General features: G+C 68.5%; 18 protein-coding genes. 11 read left to right on the top strand and 7 right to left on the bottom strand.

Translation table 11 applies throughout. The annotated features are described in order from the left end of the window. Positions 1–72: 72 nt before the first annotated feature. The gene (locus ACFPJ1_RS20300) at positions 73–651 is read right to left on the bottom strand and encodes a hypothetical protein (RefSeq protein WP_380105978.1); all 579 of its coding nucleotides are present in this window, start codon (positions 649–651) and stop codon (positions 73–75) included. Then, positions 630–806 carry a hypothetical protein gene (locus ACFPJ1_RS20295; protein WP_380105977.1) on the bottom strand — a complete coding sequence of 59 codons (177 nt, stop codon included), beginning with the start codon at positions 804–806 and terminating at the stop codon, positions 630–632. Before ACFPJ1_RS20295 ends, ACFPJ1_RS20300 begins: the two co-directional genes overlap by 22 nt. Positions 807–945: 139 nt before the next feature. Between ACFPJ1_RS20295 and ACFPJ1_RS20290 the strand changes: the two genes are divergently transcribed. Next, positions 946–2,526 (top strand): acyl-CoA mutase large subunit family protein, encoded by a 1,581-nt coding sequence (locus tag ACFPJ1_RS20290; RefSeq protein WP_380105976.1) that lies wholly within the window; start codon positions 946–948, stop codon positions 2,524–2,526. A 25-nt stretch (positions 2,527–2,551) separates the two neighbouring features. Here the strand turns inward: ACFPJ1_RS20290 and ACFPJ1_RS20285 are convergent, their stop codons facing one another. After that, on the bottom strand, positions 2,552–3,739 hold the full coding sequence (locus ACFPJ1_RS20285; protein ID WP_380105974.1) for an amidohydrolase: 1,188 nt from the start codon (positions 3,737–3,739) through the stop codon (positions 2,552–2,554). A gap of 257 nt (positions 3,740–3,996) precedes the next feature. Between ACFPJ1_RS20285 and ACFPJ1_RS20280 the strand changes: the two genes are divergently transcribed. The 6 genes from ACFPJ1_RS20280 (at position 3,997) to ACFPJ1_RS20255 (ending at position 10,910) form a co-directional block, all read left to right on the top strand. After that, positions 3,997–5,079: a BMP family lipoprotein gene (locus ACFPJ1_RS20280; protein WP_380105973.1), complete on the top strand. Its 1,083-nt coding sequence runs from the start codon at positions 3,997–3,999 to the stop codon at positions 5,077–5,079. Positions 5,080–5,196: 117 nt separating this feature from the next. After that, positions 5,197–6,747, top strand: coding sequence for an ABC transporter ATP-binding protein (locus tag ACFPJ1_RS20275; RefSeq protein WP_380105971.1), 1,551 nt, complete (start codon positions 5,197–5,199; stop codon positions 6,745–6,747). Beyond that, positions 6,748–7,956, top strand: coding sequence for an ABC transporter permease (locus ACFPJ1_RS20270; RefSeq protein ID WP_380105969.1), 1,209 nt, complete (start codon positions 6,748–6,750; stop codon positions 7,954–7,956). Beyond that, on the top strand, positions 7,953–9,242 hold the full coding sequence (locus ACFPJ1_RS20265; RefSeq protein WP_380105967.1) for an ABC transporter permease: 1,290 nt from the start codon (positions 7,953–7,955) through the stop codon (positions 9,240–9,242). Before ACFPJ1_RS20270 ends, ACFPJ1_RS20265 begins: the two co-directional genes overlap by 4 nt. A 10-nt stretch (positions 9,243–9,252) precedes the next feature. Next, positions 9,253–9,636 (top strand): cytidine deaminase, encoded by a 384-nt coding sequence (locus ACFPJ1_RS20260; RefSeq protein WP_380105966.1) that lies wholly within the window; start codon positions 9,253–9,255, stop codon positions 9,634–9,636. Further along, positions 9,636–10,910: a thymidine phosphorylase gene (locus tag ACFPJ1_RS20255; protein WP_380105964.1), complete on the top strand. Its 1,275-nt coding sequence runs from the start codon at positions 9,636–9,638 to the stop codon at positions 10,908–10,910. The genes ACFPJ1_RS20260 and ACFPJ1_RS20255 overlap by 1 nt, the downstream gene beginning before the upstream one ends. An 8-nt stretch (positions 10,911–10,918) precedes the next feature. On the opposite strand, the gene ACFPJ1_RS20250 is transcribed toward ACFPJ1_RS20255, so the two are convergent. The 4 genes from ACFPJ1_RS20250 to ACFPJ1_RS20235 form a co-directional block, all read right to left on the bottom strand. After that, the gene (locus ACFPJ1_RS20250; protein WP_380105962.1) at positions 10,919–11,596 is read right to left on the bottom strand and encodes a hypothetical protein; all 678 of its coding nucleotides are present in this window, start codon (positions 11,594–11,596) and stop codon (positions 10,919–10,921) included. 112 nt (positions 11,597–11,708) lie between these two features. After that, positions 11,709–12,308, bottom strand: coding sequence for a uridine kinase family protein (locus ACFPJ1_RS20245; RefSeq protein ID WP_380105961.1), 600 nt, complete (start codon positions 12,306–12,308; stop codon positions 11,709–11,711). Between the two features lie 51 nt (positions 12,309–12,359). After that, complete coding sequence (locus ACFPJ1_RS20240) at positions 12,360–13,163, bottom strand: phosphotransferase (RefSeq protein ID WP_380105960.1); 804 nt, start codon at positions 13,161–13,163, stop codon at positions 12,360–12,362. 6 nt (positions 13,164–13,169) lie between these two features. Next, entirely contained in the window at positions 13,170–14,129 is a 960-nt protein-coding gene (locus tag ACFPJ1_RS20235) for a sugar-binding transcriptional regulator (RefSeq protein ID WP_380105959.1), read from the bottom strand. 150 nt (positions 14,130–14,279) lie between these two features. Here ACFPJ1_RS20235 and ACFPJ1_RS20230 point away from each other — a divergent pair, with 150 nt between their 5' ends. From ACFPJ1_RS20230 to ACFPJ1_RS20215, 4 genes are all read left to right on the top strand, one after another. Further along, entirely contained in the window at positions 14,280–15,650 is a 1,371-nt protein-coding gene (locus tag ACFPJ1_RS20230) for an ABC transporter substrate-binding protein (RefSeq protein ID WP_380105957.1), read from the top strand. A gap of 81 nt (positions 15,651–15,731) precedes the next feature. After that, positions 15,732–16,706 (top strand): carbohydrate ABC transporter permease, encoded by a 975-nt coding sequence (locus ACFPJ1_RS20225; protein WP_380105956.1) that lies wholly within the window; start codon positions 15,732–15,734, stop codon positions 16,704–16,706. Beyond that, on the top strand, positions 16,703–17,596 hold the full coding sequence (locus ACFPJ1_RS20220; protein ID WP_380105954.1) for a carbohydrate ABC transporter permease: 894 nt from the start codon (positions 16,703–16,705) through the stop codon (positions 17,594–17,596). Before ACFPJ1_RS20225 ends, ACFPJ1_RS20220 begins: the two co-directional genes overlap by 4 nt. A 5-nt stretch (positions 17,597–17,601) precedes the next feature. Next, positions 17,602–19,068 carry a mannitol dehydrogenase family protein gene (locus ACFPJ1_RS20215; RefSeq protein WP_380105953.1) on the top strand — a complete coding sequence of 489 codons (1,467 nt, stop codon included), beginning with the start codon at positions 17,602–17,604 and terminating at the stop codon, positions 19,066–19,068. Positions 19,069–19,078: the final 10 nt, after the last annotated feature.

Here is a 19,078-nt window from a genome sequence, read left to right as displayed (position 1 = left end):
ACGGTCACATTAGAAGGAATCTCACTGGCGAGCAAAGCCGGAAGGCTCGCGGGCCGAGCACGTCGTTTGACCTCACTCAGGTACTTGCCAGACCTCTTCGTTCCTCACGGTCAGTACCGGCTTGCCGCGAAGCACTCGCAGCTCGACTCGCCAGCCGGCCACGTAGGCGAGATGCGACCGCCCGTCGAGGTGTTCGGCCAGCCAGCGGCGCAGGGGCTCGACCGCGTCGCCACGCAGGTGCCCGAGGACCTTGGCGTGCAGGTCAGCGAAGGCCTGCTGGGTCGGCCCGCCGACGACGAAGTACGTGATTCCGGTGTCCGGGCCCATCATCTGCACCGTCAGGCCCGGCTTGCCCTGGCAGCTCTGGTTGTCGGGAGCGCAGCTGAACCCATCGGCACGTAGGCCGTCGGCCAGACCAACCTCGGGAACGTCGAACCGGAGTACCGGCACCTTGATCGGCGTGCTGCCGGCCTTGGACGCGCTGAGGCTGCCGCGCGGACCGATCCCGACGATCTCGAAGTCGCCCCAGGACAGGGACAACGCTCCTCCCACCGAGGTTCGGAAAGTTGTGGTCAGCTCGGCCTGGTCCGCGGGGAAGACGACCGGAGCGACGGCGCTGGCGAGATCCTTCAGAGCCGGGCCGGTTTCCACGCCCTTGGGCCCTCCACCATGACGTTCAAGTTGAGGACGGTGCCGTCTGGCTGATGCTGGAAGACGACCTCGAAAACGAGCTGGTCCGCTGCCCGGAAGGTGAAGCAGCCGGCCTGCCCGCCGTCCGCGCCGGTGAAGCGCGCGCTGCATTCCATACCCCGTCCGCGCAACGCATCGGCGAGAGCGCGCCCGTGAATCTATCGCCGGGACTGTGCTGGAACGCACAGGGGTGGCGTGCGCGATCTCACCCGCCGGTGCATACCAGTGCGGGCGTGGTCCCACTACCGTGGGGGGATGAGCCATCAAACCGAGTCCGGGTGGGACTTCGAGCCCGTGTATGGGCCCGACCGGCTCGAAGGGTTCGATCCCGCGGCGAAGTTGGGTGCGCCCGGGGAGTTTCCGTTCACCCGGGGTGTCTACCCGACGATGTACACGCAGCGGCCCTGGACGATGCGGCAGTACGCCGGGTTCGGGACCGCGGCCGAGTCGAACCAGCGGTACCACCAGCTGATCGACGCGGGCACGATGGGGCTGTCCGTCGCGTTCGACCTGCCGACCCAGATGGGGTACGACTCCGACGCCGCGATCGCGCACGGCGAGGTCGGCAAGGTCGGGGTGGCGATCGACTCGATCGACGACATGCGGGTGCTGTTCGACCGGATCCCGCTGGACCAGGTGTCCACCTCGATGACCATCAACGCGCCCGGCTCGGTGCTGTTGCTGCTCTACCAACTGGTGGCCGAGGAGCAGGGCGTCTCCGGCGACAAGCTGACCGGCACGATCCAGAACGACGTGCTGAAGGAGTACATCGCCCGCGGCACCTACATCTACCCGCCGAAGGAGTCGCTGCGGCTGATCAGCGACATCTTCGCCTACTGCCAGACCGAGCTGCCGCGCTGGAACACGATCTCGATCTCCGGCTACCACATGGCCGAGGCGGGTGCGACGCCCGCGCAGGAGATCGCCTTCACTCTTGCCGACGGCATCGAATACGTCCGTACCGCGGTGGCGGCCGGCCTCGACGTGGACACCTTCGCACCGCGCCTGTCCTTCTTCTTCGTCTCCCGTACTACGTTGCTCGAAGAGGTCGCCAAGTTCCGTGCGGCGCGGCGGATCTGGGCGCAGGTGATGCGCGACGAGTTCGGCGCGAAGAACCCGAAGTCCCTGATGCTGCGATTCCACACGCAGACGGCCGGAGTACAGCTGACCGCGCAGCAGCCCGAGGTGAACCTCGTCCGGGTCGCGATCCAGGGTCTCGCGGCGGTGCTCGGCGGCACCCAGTCCCTGCACACCAACTCCTACGACGAGGCGATCGCGCTCCCCACCGAGAAGGCCGCCCGCCTCGCGCTGCGGACCCAGCAGGTGCTCGCCTACGAGACCGACGTGACCGCCACGGTGGATCCCTTCGCCGGCTCGTACGTCGTGGAGTCGCTCACCGACGAGGTGGAGGCCGCCGCCCGGGAGTTGATGGACCGGGTGGAGGAGTTCGGTGGTGCCGTCGCGGCCATCGAGAAGGGATTCCAGAAGCAGGAGATCGAGCGCTCGGCGTACCGGATCGCGCAGCAGATCGACTCGGCCGAGCGGGTCGTCGTCGGGCTGAACAAGTTCAGGGTCGCCGAGGAGGAGCCGTACGAGCCGCTCCGGGTCGATCCGGCGATCGAGGCGCAGCAGGTGGACCGGCTCGCCCGGCTCCGCGCCGAGCGCGATCAGGCAGCCGTCGACAAGGCGCTGCTCGAGTTGCAGGCGGCCGCCCGCGGCTCGGACAACTGCCTCTACCCGATGAAGGAAGCCCTCCGGGCGCGCGCCACCGTCGGCGAGGTCTCCAACGCCCTTCGCGAGGTATGGGGCGTCTACGTCCCCGCCGACACCTTCTAGCTAGCCAGGCAGCGCGCCGTGGCACTCAGTCCAGCAGCGCGGAGCTCGCGAGCAGTGTGGTGCCGAGGGCGATCGCATCCTCGGATGGGTTGAAACCCGGCGTGTGTAGGTCGGCCGCCGTCTCGACCCCGGCGGGCCGTACGCCGAGCCGGGCCATCGCGCCCGGCACGTGCTCCAGGTACCAGGCGAAGTCCTCGCCACCCAGGCTCTGGTCGGTCGCGGCGACCGCTCCGCTGCCCATCGTCCGCTCGACGGCCGTCTTGAACACCTCGATCGCGGCAGCGTCGTTCATCACCGGCGGTACGCCGTGGGTGACCTCGGTGTCGACCTCCACTCCGTACGGCGAGACGAGTTGTTCCGCGAGCGTCGGGATCAACTCGGCCGCGAGCCGCCAGGCGTTCGCGTCGAGACACCGCAGCGTGCCCTCGACCTCGCCGCGAGCGGGGATCGCGTTCGCCGCCGAACCCGAGGTGATCCGCCCCCACACCAGCGACATCCCCGCCCGCGGGTCGACCCGGCGGGAGAGCGCGGCCGGGAGTTCGGTGACCAGAGTCGCCAGCGCGTACACCAGGTCCGCGGTGAGGTGCGGCCTCGACGTGTGACCGCCGGGACCGTCCAGGCGGACGAGAATCCGGTCCGCCGCGGCGGTCAGTGCGCCGACCCGGAGGCCGATCTGCCCGACCTGCAACCGCGGGTCGCAGTGCAGCCCGTAGATCCGGTGCACCCCGTCGAGCCCGCCGGCGGCGATCACGCCGAGAGCGCCGCCGGGCATCACTTCCTCCGCCGGCTGGAAGATCAGCCGCACCCGCCGGTCGAGCAGCCCGTCCGCCGCCATCCCGGCCAGCACGAGACCGGCGCCCAGCAGAGCGGCCGTGTGTACGTCGTGCCCGCAGGCGTGGGCGACTCCCTCGATACCCGAGCGCCAGGGGGCGTCGACCGCATCCGGGACGGGCAGAGCATCGATGTCAGCGCGCAGGGCGACGCAGGTGTCACCCGAGCCGATGTCGCAGATCAGGCCAGTGCCGGTGGGGAGCACCTGTGGTGACAGCCCCGCGGCGGTCAGCCGCTGCCGCAGTACCTCCGTGGTGCGCACCTCGTGCCAGCCGAGTTCGGGGTGGGCGTGCAGGTCACGCCGCACCGCGACCACCTCTTCCCGCAGCTGGTCAGCGCGCGATTTCACGTCGGCAAGCGCCGGGTGATGCGAAGTCGTCATGCCGGGGATCATCTCATCCGGCCCGGACGGTGCTTACGCCCGGTGAACGACGCCTCCCGCCATTCGGTCACTGTCCGTGATCATGGCTTCGACATAATGAAGGAATTGCTGCGGTCTGACCTACGCGCCGGTCACTTTCCGGTATCGAGGGCCTCTTGACGTTCAAAGAAAGCGGTGACGGCCCCTATAGTCTGCGGATGCGGCACCCTGGGAAGGTGTGCCGGGAAAAGGTTTTCGGTCGACAAAGGAGACGTCCGGTGAAGAAGTACGTGCGGGGATTGGCGATCGTGGGCGCGGTGACGCTCGCCGTCGCCGCTTGTGGCAGCAAGCCGGCCGAGGACACGGCGGGCGGCGGTGGTGACGCCAACAAGGACTTCAAGGCCTGCATGGTCTCCGACTCGGGTGGTTTCGACGACAAGTCGTTCAACCAGACCTCGTACGCCGGTCTCCAGTCGGCGGTCAAGGAGAAGGGCCTGACCGAGGTCAAGGCAGAGTCGAAGTCGGACAACGACTACCCGACGAACATGACCGCGATGGTCCAGGCGAAGTGCAACGTGATCGTCGCGGTCGGCTTCAAGCTCGAGGACGCCACCGACAAGGCGGCCCAGGCGAACCCGGACATCAAGTTCGCGATCGTCGACTCGGCTCCGGCCAAGCCGATCGCCAACCTGAAGCCGCTCGCCTTCAACACCGCGCAGAGCAGCTTCCAGGCCGGTTACCTGGCCGCGGCGATGTCGAAGACCGGCAAGGTCGGCACCTACGGCGGCATCAAGATCCCGACGGTGACCATCTTCATGGACGGTTTCGCCGAGGGTGTGCGGTACTACAACAAGCAGAAGAGCAAGAACGTCCAGGTGCTCGGCTGGGACGACGCGAAGCAGGCCGGTCTGTTCACCGGTGACTTCGAGGACAAGGCGAAGGGCCAGAACACCGCGCAGAACCTGATCACCCAGGGCGCCGACGTCATCTTCCCGGTGGCTGGCCCGTCCGGTCTGGGCGGTCTGCAGGCGGCCAAGGCGAGCAACGGCAAGGTGAACGCGATCTGGGTCGACACCGACGGCTGCGTGAGCGCCGCGGAGTACTGCTCGGTGCTGATCTCCAGCGTGGAGAAGGGCATGGACGTCGCCGTCCACGACGCGGTCGTGTCCGTGGTCGACAACAAGTTCGACAACAGCCAGTTCATCGGCACGATGCAGAACGGCGGGACGGGGCTGGCGCCGTTCCACGAGTTCGACTCCAAGGTCCCGGCGGACGTGAAGAGCGAGTTGGACCAGATCAAGACCGACATCATCAGCGGCAAGATCACCATCGCGTCCAAGGTGCAGCCGAAGGCGTCCTGATCCACGACGTCGTCACCGCCGAGTAGTACGGTGCGAGCCAGGAAGGTGGACCGCTGAGGTCCGGGCCTTCCTGGCTCGCCGTCTGAAGGCTGTAGTCAACGAAGGGGGCATGCCCGCATGCATCTCGAACTCTCGGGGCTGACCAAGAGCTTCGGCTCCCTGGTCGCCAACGACCACATCGACCTGGTGATCGAACCGGGCCAGATCCACTGCCTGCTCGGCGAGAACGGCGCCGGCAAGAGCACTCTGATGAACATGCTCTACGGGCTGCTGCAGCCCGACTCCGGTGAGATCGTGATCGACGGCGCCAAGGTCGCCATCCACTCGCCCAGCGACGCGATCGCGCAAGGCATCGGCATGGTGCACCAGCACTTCATGCTGGTCCCGGTGTTCACCGTCGCCGAGAACATCATGCTCGGCCGGGAGTACACCCGCGCCGTCGGCGTACTGGATCGCAAGAAGGCGGATGCGCTGGTCACCGAGCTGTCCGAACGGTACGGGTTCGAGGTCGACCCGGAGGCGCTGGTGGAGGACATCCCGGTCGGCGTGCAACAACGGGTGGAGATCATCAAGGCGCTCGCCAACGACGCCAGGGTGCTGATCCTGGACGAGCCGACCGCGGTGCTCACCCCGGCCGAGATCGACGAACTGATCGCGGTGATGCGGCAGCTGAAGGAGAACGGCACCTCGATCGTCTTCATCACCCACAAACTCAAAGAGGTCAAGGCGATCGCGGACACGATCACCGTGATCCGCCGCGGCAAGGTGGTCGGCAGCGCCGAGCCGACGGCCACCGAGGAGGAACTCGCCGAGCTGATGGTCGGGCGCGCGGTCGACCTGGTGGTCGACAAGGACCCCGCCACCCCCGGCGACACGGTACTGCGGGTCGAGGGCCTGACAGTGATCGACGAGCGGGGCTTCACCGCCGTCGACGGCGTCGACCTGGAGGTCCGGGCCGGCGAGATCCTCGCCGTGGCCGGTGTCCAGGGCAACGGTCAGACCGAGCTCGCCGAGGCGCTGCTGGGGCTGACCCCGATCGCCGCGGGCAGGATCTCGCTGGACGGCAACGACCTGACCGGCCGGACCACGCGCGACCGGCTCGACGCCGGCATCGGCTATATCCCCGAGGACCGCGCCCACGACGGCTTCGTCGGCTCCTTCACGGTCGCCGAGAACCTGGTGCTGGACATGGTCCGCCGGGCGCCGTTCGGCAACGGGCTCTCGCTGCGGACCGACGAGATCGAGAAGAACGCGCGGGATCGGGTCGAGGAGTTCGACATCCGCACCCAGTCCACCGACCTGGCCGTCTCGTCGCTGTCCGGCGGCAACCAGCAGAAGGTGGTGCTGGCCCGCGAGCTGTCCCGGCCGCTGAAGCTGCTGGTCGCCTCGCAGCCGACCCGCGGTGTGGACGTCGGCTCGATCGAGTTCCTGCACACCAGGATGGTGAAGGAGCGCGACAACGGCACCGCGGTGCTGATCGTCTCCACCGAGCTGGACGAGATCGCCGCGCTGGCCGACCGGGTCGCGGTGATGTACCGCGGCAAGGTGGTCGGCGTCGTACCGGCCGACACCCCCCGCGACGAGCTCGGCCTGATGATGGCCGGCGCCTCGAAGAGCGAGGCCGAGGTCGTGGCAACCGAGAACCCGACGACGTTGGGAACCATCTAGATGAGCAACGACACGGCCACAGAGCCGGAGCAGACACCGGTTCCCGCCACGCCGGCGAAGGAGTCCGGCAGCGGCCTGCCGAACTGGGCGGTCCAGGGGCTGGTCTCGCTGAGCGCCATCGTGCTGGCGCTGGTCGTCGGCGCGATCCTGATCATCATCGGCGACGAGGACGTGCAGGCCGCGGCCGGCTACTTCGGCGCGGCGCCGCTGGACACCGTCGAGGCGGCGTTGACCGCGGTCGGCGAGGCCTACAAGGCGCTGTTCCTCGGCGCGGTCGGCGGCGTCGATCAGATCGCCGAGTCGTTGACCCAGGCCACCCCGCTGATCTGCGGCGGCCTCGCGGTCTCGCTGGCGTTCCGCGCCGGCCTGTTCAACATCGGCGCCCAGGGCCAGCTGATCATCGGTGCGATTCTGGCCGGCTACGTCGGCTTCGCCTGGAACCTGCCTCCGGGGCTGCACCTGCTGGTGGCGATCATCGCCGGTCTCATCGGCGGCGCGCTCTGGGGTGGCGTGGTCGGCGTGCTGAAGGCTCGCACCGGCGCTCACGAGGTGATCGTCACGATCATGCTCAACTATGTCGCGATCTACCTGCTGCAGTGGTTGCTGACCACGACGGCGTTCAAGCGCCCCGGCCGCGACGACCCGATCAGCCCGATCGTGAAGCCGGACGCGCAGTTCCCGCAGTTCGGTGACACCCGGCTGCACGGCGGCTTCCTGCTCGCCTTGCTGGCCGCCGTCTTCGTCTGGTGGCTGCTGAACCGCTCGACCGTCGGCTTCGAGCTCCGCGCGGTCGGTGCGAACGCAGACGCCTCGCGGACCGCGGGCATGTCGGTGGGCCGGGCCTACGTGATCGCCATGGTGATCGCCGGTGCCCTCGCGGGGCTGGCCGGCAGCCAGCAGGTGCTCGGCACCGACCTGCCGCTGACCGACGGCGTCGCCGCGACGATCGGCTTCGACGCGATCACCGTCGCCCTGCTGGGCCGCGGTACTCCGCTCGGCACCGTGCTGGCGGGCCTGCTCTTCGGCGCCCTGAACGCCGGCGGCCTGCAGATGCAGTTGCAGACCCAGACGCCCTTGACCCTGACCACCGTCCTGCAGGCCGTGATCGTGCTGTTCGTCGCGGCTCCGGCGCTGGTGCGCTCGATCTTCCGGTTCCTGCCGAAGGAACGCGGTACCGGACCTGTCCTCGCGAAAGGCTGGAACGGATGAGCGAGACGACCACGACCCCGGACACTGTCCGGGTGCCCGCGCCGGCGAAGATCGAGGCGCCGGCCGACCGGACCCGCCGGTTGCGGGTCGGCGGCCTGATGGTGGTGTTCGCGCTGATCGGCCTTGGTCTGGCGATCTTCACCAACGGCGGCAAGGCGACCTTCCAGTTGGTCTCCGGCGACCTGCAGAACAACCTGCTCGGCGTACCGGCGCAGGCGACCGCGCTGATCCTCGGGATCCTCGGCGTGATCGCCGCGGGGGCGTACATCCTGCGCCGGGTCCCGCAGTCGTACTCCGGCTACCTCGCCACCCTGCTCGGCATCTGCTTCATCGGCTCCTTCCTGTGCTGGGCCGCCGCGGGCAAGACCTTCCCGCTGGCCAACCAGTTCCAGGGCACGCTGAACTTCGCCACCCCGCTGATCCTCGGCGCGCTGGCCGGTGTGCTGTGTGAGCGGGCCGGTGTCATCAACATCGCGATCGAGGGCCAGTTCCTGGTCGGCGCCTTCACCGCGGCCGTCGTCTCCAGTACCACGGGCAGTTCGGCGGCAGCGCTGATCGCGGCAGCCGCGACGGGTGTCGTGATGGCCGCGCTGCTGGCAGTCTTCTCGATCAAGTATCTGGTGAACCAGGTGGTCCTCGGCGTCGTCCTGGTGGTCTTCGCCTCCGGCATCACCGGCTATCTGTTCGACCAGTTCCTGCAGGAGGACGCGGCGAAGATGAACACGCCGGACGTGCTCTCGGCGGTGAAGATCCCGCTGCTCGGCGACATCCCGTTCTTCGGCCCGATCCTGTTCAACCAGACGATCCTGGTCTACCTGACCTACATCGCGGTCGCGGTGGTCACCTTCGTGCTCTTCGAGACCCGCTGGGGTCTTCGGGTCCGCGCGGTCGGCGAGCACCCGAAGGCGGCGGACACGGTCGGCATCAAGGTCAAGCGCGTCCGGTACTCCGCGGTCCTGTGGGCGGGGGTGCTGGCTGGGCTCGGCGGCGCCTTCTTCACCGTCGGGTACGCCGGCTCCTTCAGCAAGGACATGACGGCCGGCAACGGGTTCATCGCGCTGGCCGCGCTCATCATGGGCCGCTGGCACCCGATCGGGGCGATGGTGGCCGCGCTGTTCTTCGGCTTCGCCACCCAGCTCCAGTCGCAGCTGCAGATCATCCAGACCCCGATCCCGGGCGAGCTGTTGCTGATGGCCCCTTACCTGGCCACGATCATCGCGGTCGCCGGCCTGGTCGGCCGGGTCCGGGCCCCGAAGGCGGACGGTGAGCCCTACGTCACCGAATGAGCCGGCCGCGGTGGACTGGCCGTCGCTGCGGCAGGCGGCGGTCAGCGCCATGCGGCGCGCCTATGCGCCGTACTCCGGCTACGCGGTCGGCGCGGCGGCGCTCGTCGACGATGGGCGGATCGTTGCCGGGTGCAACGTGGAGAACGCGTCCTACGGGCTGACCCTGTGCGCGGAGTGCGGGGTCGTCTCCGCGCTGCACGCGAGCGGTGGCGGCCGGCTGGTCGCCTTTACCTGCGTGGACCACAACGAGGAGCTCCTCACTCCGTGTGGGCGGTGCCGCCAACTGCTGCACGAGCACGGGGGCCCGAACCTGCTGCTGGAATCCGCCGACGGCAGCCGGCCCCTGCGTGAACTGCTGCCCGACGCGTTCGGGCCCGAGAACCTGGAGAAGTGATGTTCGACGCCGTCGACGTGATCCGGACCAAGCGGGACAAGGGCGAGCTGAGCGACGAGCAGATCGACTGGGTGATCGACGCCTACACCCGCGGCACCGTCGCGGACGAGCAGATGTCCTCGCTCGCGATGGCGATCCTGCTGAACGGGATGAACCGGCGCGAGATCGCCCGCTGGACCGCGGCGATGATCGCCTCCGGCGAGCGGATGGACTTCGCCAAGCTGTCCCGGCCGACCGCCGACAAGCACTCGACCGGTGGCGTCGGCGACAAGATCACGTTGCCGTTGGCCCCCTTGGTGGCGGCCTGCGGGGTCGCGGTGCCGCAGCTGTCGGGGCGGGGCCTCGGTCACACCGGCGGCACGCTGGACAAGCTGGAGTCGATCCCGGGCTGGCGCGCGACGCTGTCGAACGACGAGCTGATGCACCAGCTCGAGGACGTCGGCGCGGTGATCTGCGCGGCCGGCGACGGCCTGGCCCCGGCCGACAAGAAGCTTTACGCGCTGCGTGACGTGACCGGCACCGTCGAGGCGATCCCGCTGATCGCCAGCTCGATCATGAGCAAGAAGATCGCCGAGGGCACCGGTGCGCTGGTGCTGGATGTGAAGGTCGGCACCGGCGCGTTCATGAAGGACCTGGCCGACGCCCGCGAACTGGCCGAGACGATGGTTGCCCTGGGCACCGATGCCGGCGTGAAGACCGTTGCCCTGCTCACCGACATGTCGACGCCGCTCGGCCTGACCGCCGGGAACGCCTTGGAGGTCAGGGAATCCGTCGAGGTGCTGGCCGGTGGTGGACCCGCCGACGTCGTCGAGCTGACAGTGGCTCTCACCGCCGAGATGCTCGCCGCGGCCGGCGTCACCGACGTGGATCCGGCCGAGAAGCTCCGCGACGGTACTGCGATGGACGCCTGGCGCAGGATGATCGCGGCCCAGGGCGGCGACCCCGACGCCGACCTGCCGGTGGCGCCGGAGCGGCACGTGGTGAAGGCAACGTCAACGGGTGTCCTGAGTGGTTTGGACGCCCTCGCTGTCGGTGTTGCCGCCTGGCGCCTTGGCGCCGGCCGTGCGCGCAAGGAAGACCCGGTCTCCGCGGTCGCTGGCGTCGAAATGCATGCGAAGCCGGGTGACGAGGTGTCCGAGGGCCAGCCTCTGCTCACCCTGCACGCGGACGACACCAGCCGCTTCGACCGTGCGCTGGAGTCCCTGGCCGACGCGATCCAGATCTCCGCCGCCTACACCCCGACGCCCTTGGTGATCGACCGCATCACCGCCTGAGCGAGACGTCAGCCCGACTTGCGGGCGAGCCGGTCCTTCTGTTGCTTGGTGAGGATGGCGATCAGCGCGGCGTCGGGGGCGGGGGTGTTCTGCAGGGTGCCGCTTTCGCGGACGGTGAGCTCGGCGACGAGAGTGCCGACGACGAAGCTGGTCTGAGCGACCGCCTCCATCTGGTCCGACGAGCCGACCACTTCCACCCGGGCATCGGCCAACACTCCCGGGACACCCCGGACGGCGAACTTCCGGCTGTGCACGTCCTGCTTCCAGAAACCCTGCTGGAGGTCGGCCGCCTTCGCCTTGGAGCCGGTCTTGAAGAGTTCCAGGGTGAAGCGCTTCCGCCGGTCCGGGCTGACCCGGAACACCTGGTACCCCTCGGTGAAGGACGCGTTCAGCAGCAGCGCCCGGTCCACCGCGGGCAGGGGCGACAGGGTGTCGAGGTACAACTCGGCGGTGAACGGCCCGCTCAGCTGCTCAGGATCGGCTTCGGAGCCTTTCAGATAGCCGCCCGGTACGACGACCAGCGGCGCCAGGCCGCTGCTCGGTACTGCCTTGGGAGCAGCCGTCGGCGCGGAGGGCGCGACCTGCACCTGGGTCGTGGTGGCGGCCCCCGCGTTGCTCCCGCACCCGGTCAGACCCAGCACTCCGACGCACAGCACCGCGGCAACACCAGGCGCGTAACGCCTCACGATTCCTCCGCCAGTTCAGGGGATGACTGCGAGAGCCCACCAGACCAAGGTGAACACCAGGCAAATCCTGACCAGTCCGCGGACACACAGAGCGAGATCAGGCCCGCGGCGATTACTCAGCGTTGGCAGCCGACAGCAGCGCGGTAATCCGGCGCCGGGCCGGCTTCGGATGCAGGGGCTCGCACCCGGCGTCGATGCAGCGCTTGACCACCCGTGGGTCGTCCTTCAGCAGCAGCAATCCGCGCCGCAGCAGGGTGAACGGCGGCTTGCGGTGCTCCCGCAGATCTCGCTGGAACCGCCGGACGAAGGTGACGAGGCGGTGGTGGTAGACGCAGATCGCCGCAGCCAGCAGGCCACGCTCGCGCAGTGCTCCGACGATCTGGTCGGCAAAGATGCCCTCGGCAATCACCAGAGGTGATCCGTCCGTCACCACCGGGCGATGCCCGACAGTCGCGTCCACCGCGATGTCGTACACCGGCATGTCAGCGGACCCCGTCGTACAGAGTGTCTCCAGCGCGGCCACCGCCCGGTCGGCGTCCCACGAGCCCGGGTCGTCCCAGTCCACGATTCCCAGCGGGGACCGGGGCATCGCGGCGTCGTCGCCGTCCCGGTAGAAGTCGTCCAGCCGGACCACCGGCAGCCCCACCAGTTCGGCCAGCCGGGACTTCCCGGCCCCCGAAGGTCCCGCCAGCAACACCACCTGTGCGCTCACCGGCGCCATTCTTCCTCACCTGAGGACCTGCGACGGCCCTAGTGCCCCGCGTCAGGTGAAGAGCGCCTGCTGGAGGGAGGTGTGGTGGGTTTCGAACCACTGGTCCGTGCGAGTGGTGAGGTCCGCTTCGCCGGTGGTCCAGCGTTGGCGGAACCAGGGGTGGCCGGCTTCGGCGCCGCGGCGGACGTAGTCCATGCACCAGGTGTGGTTCGTGCCGGCGGCGTCGATCAGCCGGGTCCGGTCCGGCTCGTCCAGGCCGTAGGCGTCGGCGAACCGGCGCAGGCGGGTCAGGGCGCGGCCGTGGCGGGCATCGGTGATGTCCGGATCGGGCCGCAGGGGTGCCCACAGGCGGATCGCGGCGGCGACGTCCCACAGGGCCGAGCCGGGGCCGGCCAGGTCGAAGTCGATCAGCGCGACGGCCACGCCATCCCGGAAGACGATGTTGTCCAGGTTCGGATCGTTGTGGCTGACCAGGCCGGTGACGTACTCCGGCGGCACGGGCTCCGCCCAGGGGTGGTCGTCGGGGTCGAATTCCGCGACGGCCTGGTGGTACCGCTTCAGCAGGTGCGCCACGCTGTCGAGTGCCTCGTCGGTCATCGACCAGGCCGGGTACGGCGCCGTGACCGTCTCGCCCGGCAGGTACGACAGCACCTCACGGCCCTGCTCGTCGACGCCGAGGAAGATCGGCGCGCCGCCCTCGGGACCGGAGCTGAACCCGACCTGGCGGAGGTGCTCCAGCAGCGCCTGCACGGCGGGACCACTCGGCCGCAGCGGGCGGCGTACGGTGTCGCCGACGCGCACCACCAGTCCCCGGTTGGCGGTGCCACCGACCAGCACGGTCTCGACAGCGGGCATCGCGGTTCAGTCGGTCTCGCCGAGCAGCGCCTTCGCCAGCGGGCCGTGGGTGACGATGCCGTTGACCAGCCCGCTGCGCACCGCGGCCCGGACCGCCTCCACCTTCGCCACCCCGTACGGGATCGCGATCACCTCGTCGATCGCGTCCATCTGCGCCGCGTTGATCGCGATCACCCGGTCGGTGACCCGGCTCTGCACCGGCTCGCCGTCGGCGTTGACGAACACCCCGGAGATGTCGGCCACGACCCCGCGGCGCTGCAGTTGGTCGCAGGCCTTCTCGTCCATCGCGTCGAACAGCGTCGACTGCCCGGCCGCCCACGACCCCAGCCCGACCACCGCCTTGGTGACGGAGTCGAAGTGCCCGATCGCGTCGGCCACCTCGGGTTGCTGCCGCAGCGCCCGGGCGGTGGCCGCATCCGGCACCACCAGCGGGGCGTAGAAGAGGTACGCCGGTCCGCCGGACAGCTTGGCCACGTTCCGGACCAGCTCGACCGAGTTCGCCTCGACGTCCGGGCGGGTCAGCGCGCCGGTCAGCTGGACGACGGGCGCGGGAGCCAATGAGGTCAACTGCTCGGTCATCGCGGTGACGGCCCGGGCCCACGCCAGCCCGAGCACGTCCTCGGCGGTGACGATCTCGGTGAGCAGGTCGGCGGCCGCCTTGCCGAGCTGGAGCCGCAGCGCGGCGGGATCCTCCTCGGGGGTGTCCACCACGATCGCCCGCCGGAGCCCGAGGGTCTCCTGCAGCCGGGCCGACAGGTCGAGGTCGATGGAGCCGGGGTGGCTGATCTCGATCCGCACCATCCCGCTACTGCGCGCCTGGTCGAGCAGCCGGGCCACTTTGAACCGGCTGAGCCGGAACTCGTCCGCGATCTCGACCTTGGATCGTCCGTCGACGTAGTACCGGCGCGCGATCGACGCCGTGAGGACGAGCTGCGCCGGCCCGTAGGTGTTGGTGCTGGGCTCCATTTGACCTCCCCGCTCATATGAGCATGCCTGCGCCCTAGTGTTGCACAGACTCTTGACAACGCGCTCGCGCGCCAGTTGACTCATACATGAGCAGGGTCATGCTCATCTGAGCGGACGGAGCACCATGCCCGAGAAGACGTGGAGGTAGCTATGCGCAGCAAGTTCACGAGGGGGAGGACCATCGCGTTGGCTCTGCCGGCGGTTGTTGGGCTGGCCCTGGCTGGCTGCTCGGGCGCCGGCGGTGGCGGTGGGGGCGGTGGCGGCGACGAGGCGAAGTCGATCAACGTCCTGATGGTCGGCAACCCGCAGATGGTCGACATCCAGAAGCTCACCGCGGACAGCTTCACCAAGGACACCGGCATCAAGGTGAATTACACCGTCCTGCCCGAGAACGAGCTGCGTGACAAGGTGACGCAGGACGTCGCGACCGGGGCCGGCCAGTACGACGTCGCCACCGTCGGCGCCTACGAGGTGCCGATCTGGGCCAAGAACGACTGGCTGCACGAGCTCGGCTCCTACGCGGACGCCGACACCAGCTTCGACAAGGCCGACCTGCTCAAGCCGATGGTGCAATCCCTGTCCGGTCAGGACGGCAAGCTCTACGGCCTGCCCTTCTACGGAGAGTCGTCGTTCCTCATGTACCGCAAGGACATCTTCGCGAGCAAGGGCATCACGATGCCCGAGCGTCCCACCTGGCAGCAGGTCGCCGACATGGCCGCGAAGGTGGACGGCGCGGCGCCCGGCATGAAGGGCATCTGTCTGCGCGGTCTGCCTGGGTGGGGCGAGTTGGGCGCCGCGCTGACCACGGTGGTCAACACGTTCGGTGGCACCTGGTTCACCAAGGACTGGCAGGCGCAGGTCAACTCCCCGGAGTTCAAGGAAGCGACCAACTTCTACGTCAACCTGGTCAAGGCCCACGGCGAGCCGGGCGCCTCGCAGGCGGGCTTCACCGAGTGCCTCAACGCGATGAGCCAGAGCAAGGTCGCGATGTGGTACGACGCCACCTCGGCCGCCGGCTCGCTCGAGGACCCCAGTGTCAGCAAGGTCGCCGGCAAGGTCGGCTACGTCTTCGCCCCGGTGGTGAAGACCAAGACCTCCGGATGGTTGTGGACCTGGGCGTGGGTGATGCCGAAGACCACGAAGAAGGCTGACGACGCGTCGAAGTTCATGCTCTGGGCATCGAGCAAGGGCTACGAGCAGCTGGCGGGCCAGAAGCTCGGTTGGTCCCGGGTCCCGGCCGGAAAGCGGGCCAGCACCTATGAGATCCCGGAGTACAAGAAGGCCGCCGCCGCATTCGGTGCGATGACGCTGAACTCGATCCAGGAGGTCGACCCGACCAACCCCGGCGTGCAACCCCGGCCGACGGTCGGAATCCAGTTCGTCGACATCCCGGAGTTCCAGGACCTCGGCACCAAGGTGACCCAGGACGTCGCCGCGGCCATCGCCGGCCGAGGAACGGTCGACGACGCGCTCGCCAAGGGTCAGAAGCTGGCCGAGGACGTGGCAGGCAAGCAGAAGTAGACCCGCTCGGGGCGGACCGGTGCATCCGGTTCGCCCCGATCCGCCGACCTTGTGATCCGTGAGGTCTCACCTGGAGGAACCATGGCTGCTCTGGCCACTTCGGCCCCCGCCGGCATGACCCAGCCTCGTACCAGCCGCGAGAAATGGCGTCGAAGGGGTCCGCTGCTCCCCGCGCTGATCTTCATCATCATCATCACCCAGATCCCGTTCCTGCTGACGATCGCTATCTCCACGCTGCACTGGAACATCCTGCAACCCGGCGAGAAGAGCTTCCTGGGACTGGGGGACTACCAGTCGTTCGCCGGCCTGAAGAACTACGCGACGGTGTTCAGTGATGCCCGGCTGAGGAACGCGGTGGTCAACACCGTCGTCCTGACCACATCGGTGGTGGTGATCAGTGTGCTGATCGGGCTCCTGCTGGCGATCCTCCTGGACAAGCGATTCCCGGGCCGCGGGCTCGCCCGGACCCTCCTGATCGCCCCGTTCCTGGTGATGCCGGTCGCCGCGGCGCTGCTCTGGAAGCACGCGTTGTACAACCCGGACTACGGCCTGTTCAACGGTGTCCTCAACTGGATCTGGCAACTCTTCGGCGCCGACCAGGGGCCGACGATCGATTACGTGTCACGCTGGCCGATGCCTTCGGTGATCGCCGCTCTGGTTTGGCAGTGGACGCCGTTCATGATGCTGATCCTGCTGGCCGGGCTGCAGTCGCAGCCTGGCGACGTGCTCGAGGCTGCCAAGATCGACCGTGCCGGGAGCCTCCAGACCTTCCGGTTCATCACCTTGCCCCACCTGCGGCAGTACATCGAGCTGGCTGCCCTGCTCGGCTCGATCTACGTCCTGCAGACGTTCGACGCCATCTTCACGATCACGCAGGGTGGACCTGGCTCGGCCACGACCAACCTGCCGTACGAGATCTACCTGACCACGTTCCGCAAGTACGAGTACGGCGAGGCTGCTGCCGCCGGCGTGGTGACCGTCATCGCCACCATCATCGTCGCCACCTTCGCGCTCCGCACCATCTCGTCCCTGTTCCAGGAGGAGGTCTCCCGATGACCACCGTGGTGGACAAACCGCAGACCGAGCGGCCCGTGCCCAACCAGCGCGGCCGCCGGCGCAGGCGCCGGGACGACCCCCGCAATTCCGTGTCCCCGTGGTGGGCGGTGGGCACCTGGATCGTCACCCTGCTGTTCTTCCTGCCCGTTGCGTGGATGGTGCTCACCTCGTTCCACGACGAGGCCGACGCGGCAACCAACCCGCCGTCGCCCTTCGCACCCATCACCTTCTCCAACTACAGCGCGCTGTTCGACCGTGACATCGCCCCGTACCTGATCAATTCGGCGACAGCCAGCATCGTCTCGACGCTGCTGGTGCTGGTGCTGGCCGTGCCGGCGGCGTACGCGCTGTCCATCAAGCCGGTCGAGAAGTGGACGGACGTGATGTTCTTCTTCCTGTCCACCAAGTTCCTGCCGCTGATCGCCGCCTTGCTGCCGATCTACCTGATCGTCAAGTATCTCGGGATGCTCGACAACGTGTTCACGCTGGTCATCCTCTACACGTCGATGAACCTGCCGATCGCGGTGTGGATGATGCGCTCCTTCCTGGCCGAGGTGCCCGTCGAGGTCCTCGAGGCCGCACAGGTGGACGGTGCGGGCTTCATCCGCACCCTGGTCTCCATCATCACGCCCATCACCATGCCGGGGCTGGCGGCCACCAGCCTGATCTGCTTCATCTTCAGCTGGAACGAGTTCATGTTCGCGGTGAACCTCACCGCGGTGCGTGCCGCGACGGCCCCGATCTTCCTGGTGGGATTCATCTCCAGCCAGGGCCTCTTCCTCGCCAAGCTCTGCGCGGCCGCGACCCTCGTGTCGCTCCCGGTGCTCATCGCCGGCTTCGCGGCTCAGGACAAGCTCGTCCGCGGACTCTCGTTGGGGGCAGTCAAGTGACCCAGATGCTCAGCCAGGCCAAGATGGATGCCCTTAGCGACAAGGTGGCCATGCCGGAGTACGACCGTACTGCGGTCCGCCCGGGCATCGTGCACTTCGGCGTCGGCGGGTTCCACCGCGCCCACCAGGCCATGTACCTGGACCGGCTGATGAACGACAGCAAAGCGCTCGAATGGGGCATCCGCGGGGTCGGCACGATGCCGGCGGACCAGCGGATGCGGGACGTGCTGCAGGCGCAGGACGGGCTGTACACCCTGGTGATCAAGCACCCGGACGGGACGCTCGAGCCGCGGGTGATCGGCTCGATCATCGAGTACCTGTACGCGCCGGACGACCCCGAGGCGGTGCTGGCGCGGATGACGGCCCCGGCCACCCGGATCGTGTCGCTGACCATCACCGAGGGCGGATATCACGTCAACCAGGTGACCGGTGAGTTCGACCCGGACGATCCCGGCCTCCAGCACGACCTGGAACCGGGGGTGGTGCCGACGAGTGCGTTCGGGCTGGTGGTCGAGGGGCTTGCCCGGCGGCGGGCGGCCGGCGTACCGGCGTACACCGTGATGTCCTGCGACAACATCCCGGGCAACGGGCACGTGGCGAAGAAGATGCTGACCTCGTTCGCCCGGCTGAAGGACCCCGAGCTGGCGGACTGGATCGAGCGCGAGGTGCGGTTCCCGAACTCGATGGTGGACCGGATCACCCCGGTCACCGCGGATGCCGACAAGGAGGCGCTGGCGGACGAGTTCGGCATCGAGGACGGCTGGCCGGTGGTCTGCGAGCCGTTCACCCAGTGGGTGCTGGAGGACGACTTCGGCGATGACCGGCCGCCGTTCGAGGACGTCGGCGTGCAACTGGTGACCGACGTCGAGCCGTACGAGTTGATGAAGCTGCGGCTGTTGAACGCAAGCCACCAGGCGCTCTGTTATCTGGGGTATCTGGCCGGGTACCGCTACGCGCACGAAGTGTGCCAGGACAAGCTGTTCGTCGACTTCCTGCTCCGCTACATGGACGAGGAGGCGACGCCGACGCTGCCGCCGGTGCCGGGCGTCGATCTGGACCGGTACAAGCACCAGCTGATCGAGCGGTTCGCCAACCCGGAGGTGCGCGACACGCTCGCCCGCCTCTGCGCGGAGAGCTCGGACCGGATCCCGAAGTGGCTGCTGCCCGTCGTTCGCGAGCAACTCGCCGCGGGTCGCGGGATCGAGCGGGTCGCGCTGGTCGTCGCCGCCTGGGCCCGGTACGCCGAAGGCACCGACGAGCAGGGCGAGCCGATCGAGGTGGTGGATCGGCTGCGCGACAGGCTGGTCGAGCGGGCGCAGCGGAACCGCGAGGATCCGCTGGTCTTCATCTCCGACCGGGACCTGTTCGGCGACCTGGCCGACGACGAGCGCTTCGTGCGGGCATACACGTCGGCGTTGGCCTCGCTGCACGAGCGCGGCGCCCGGGCGACCCTCGAAGACCTGGCCCGCTGACGGCTGGGTG

The organism is Kribbella qitaiheensis (assembly GCF_042657745.1).
GTDB lineage: Bacteria > Actinomycetota > Actinomycetes > Propionibacteriales > Kribbellaceae > Kribbella > Kribbella qitaiheensis.
Note: the sequence above shows the minus strand (reverse complement) of the source record. Positions and strands in the feature narration are given on the sequence as shown.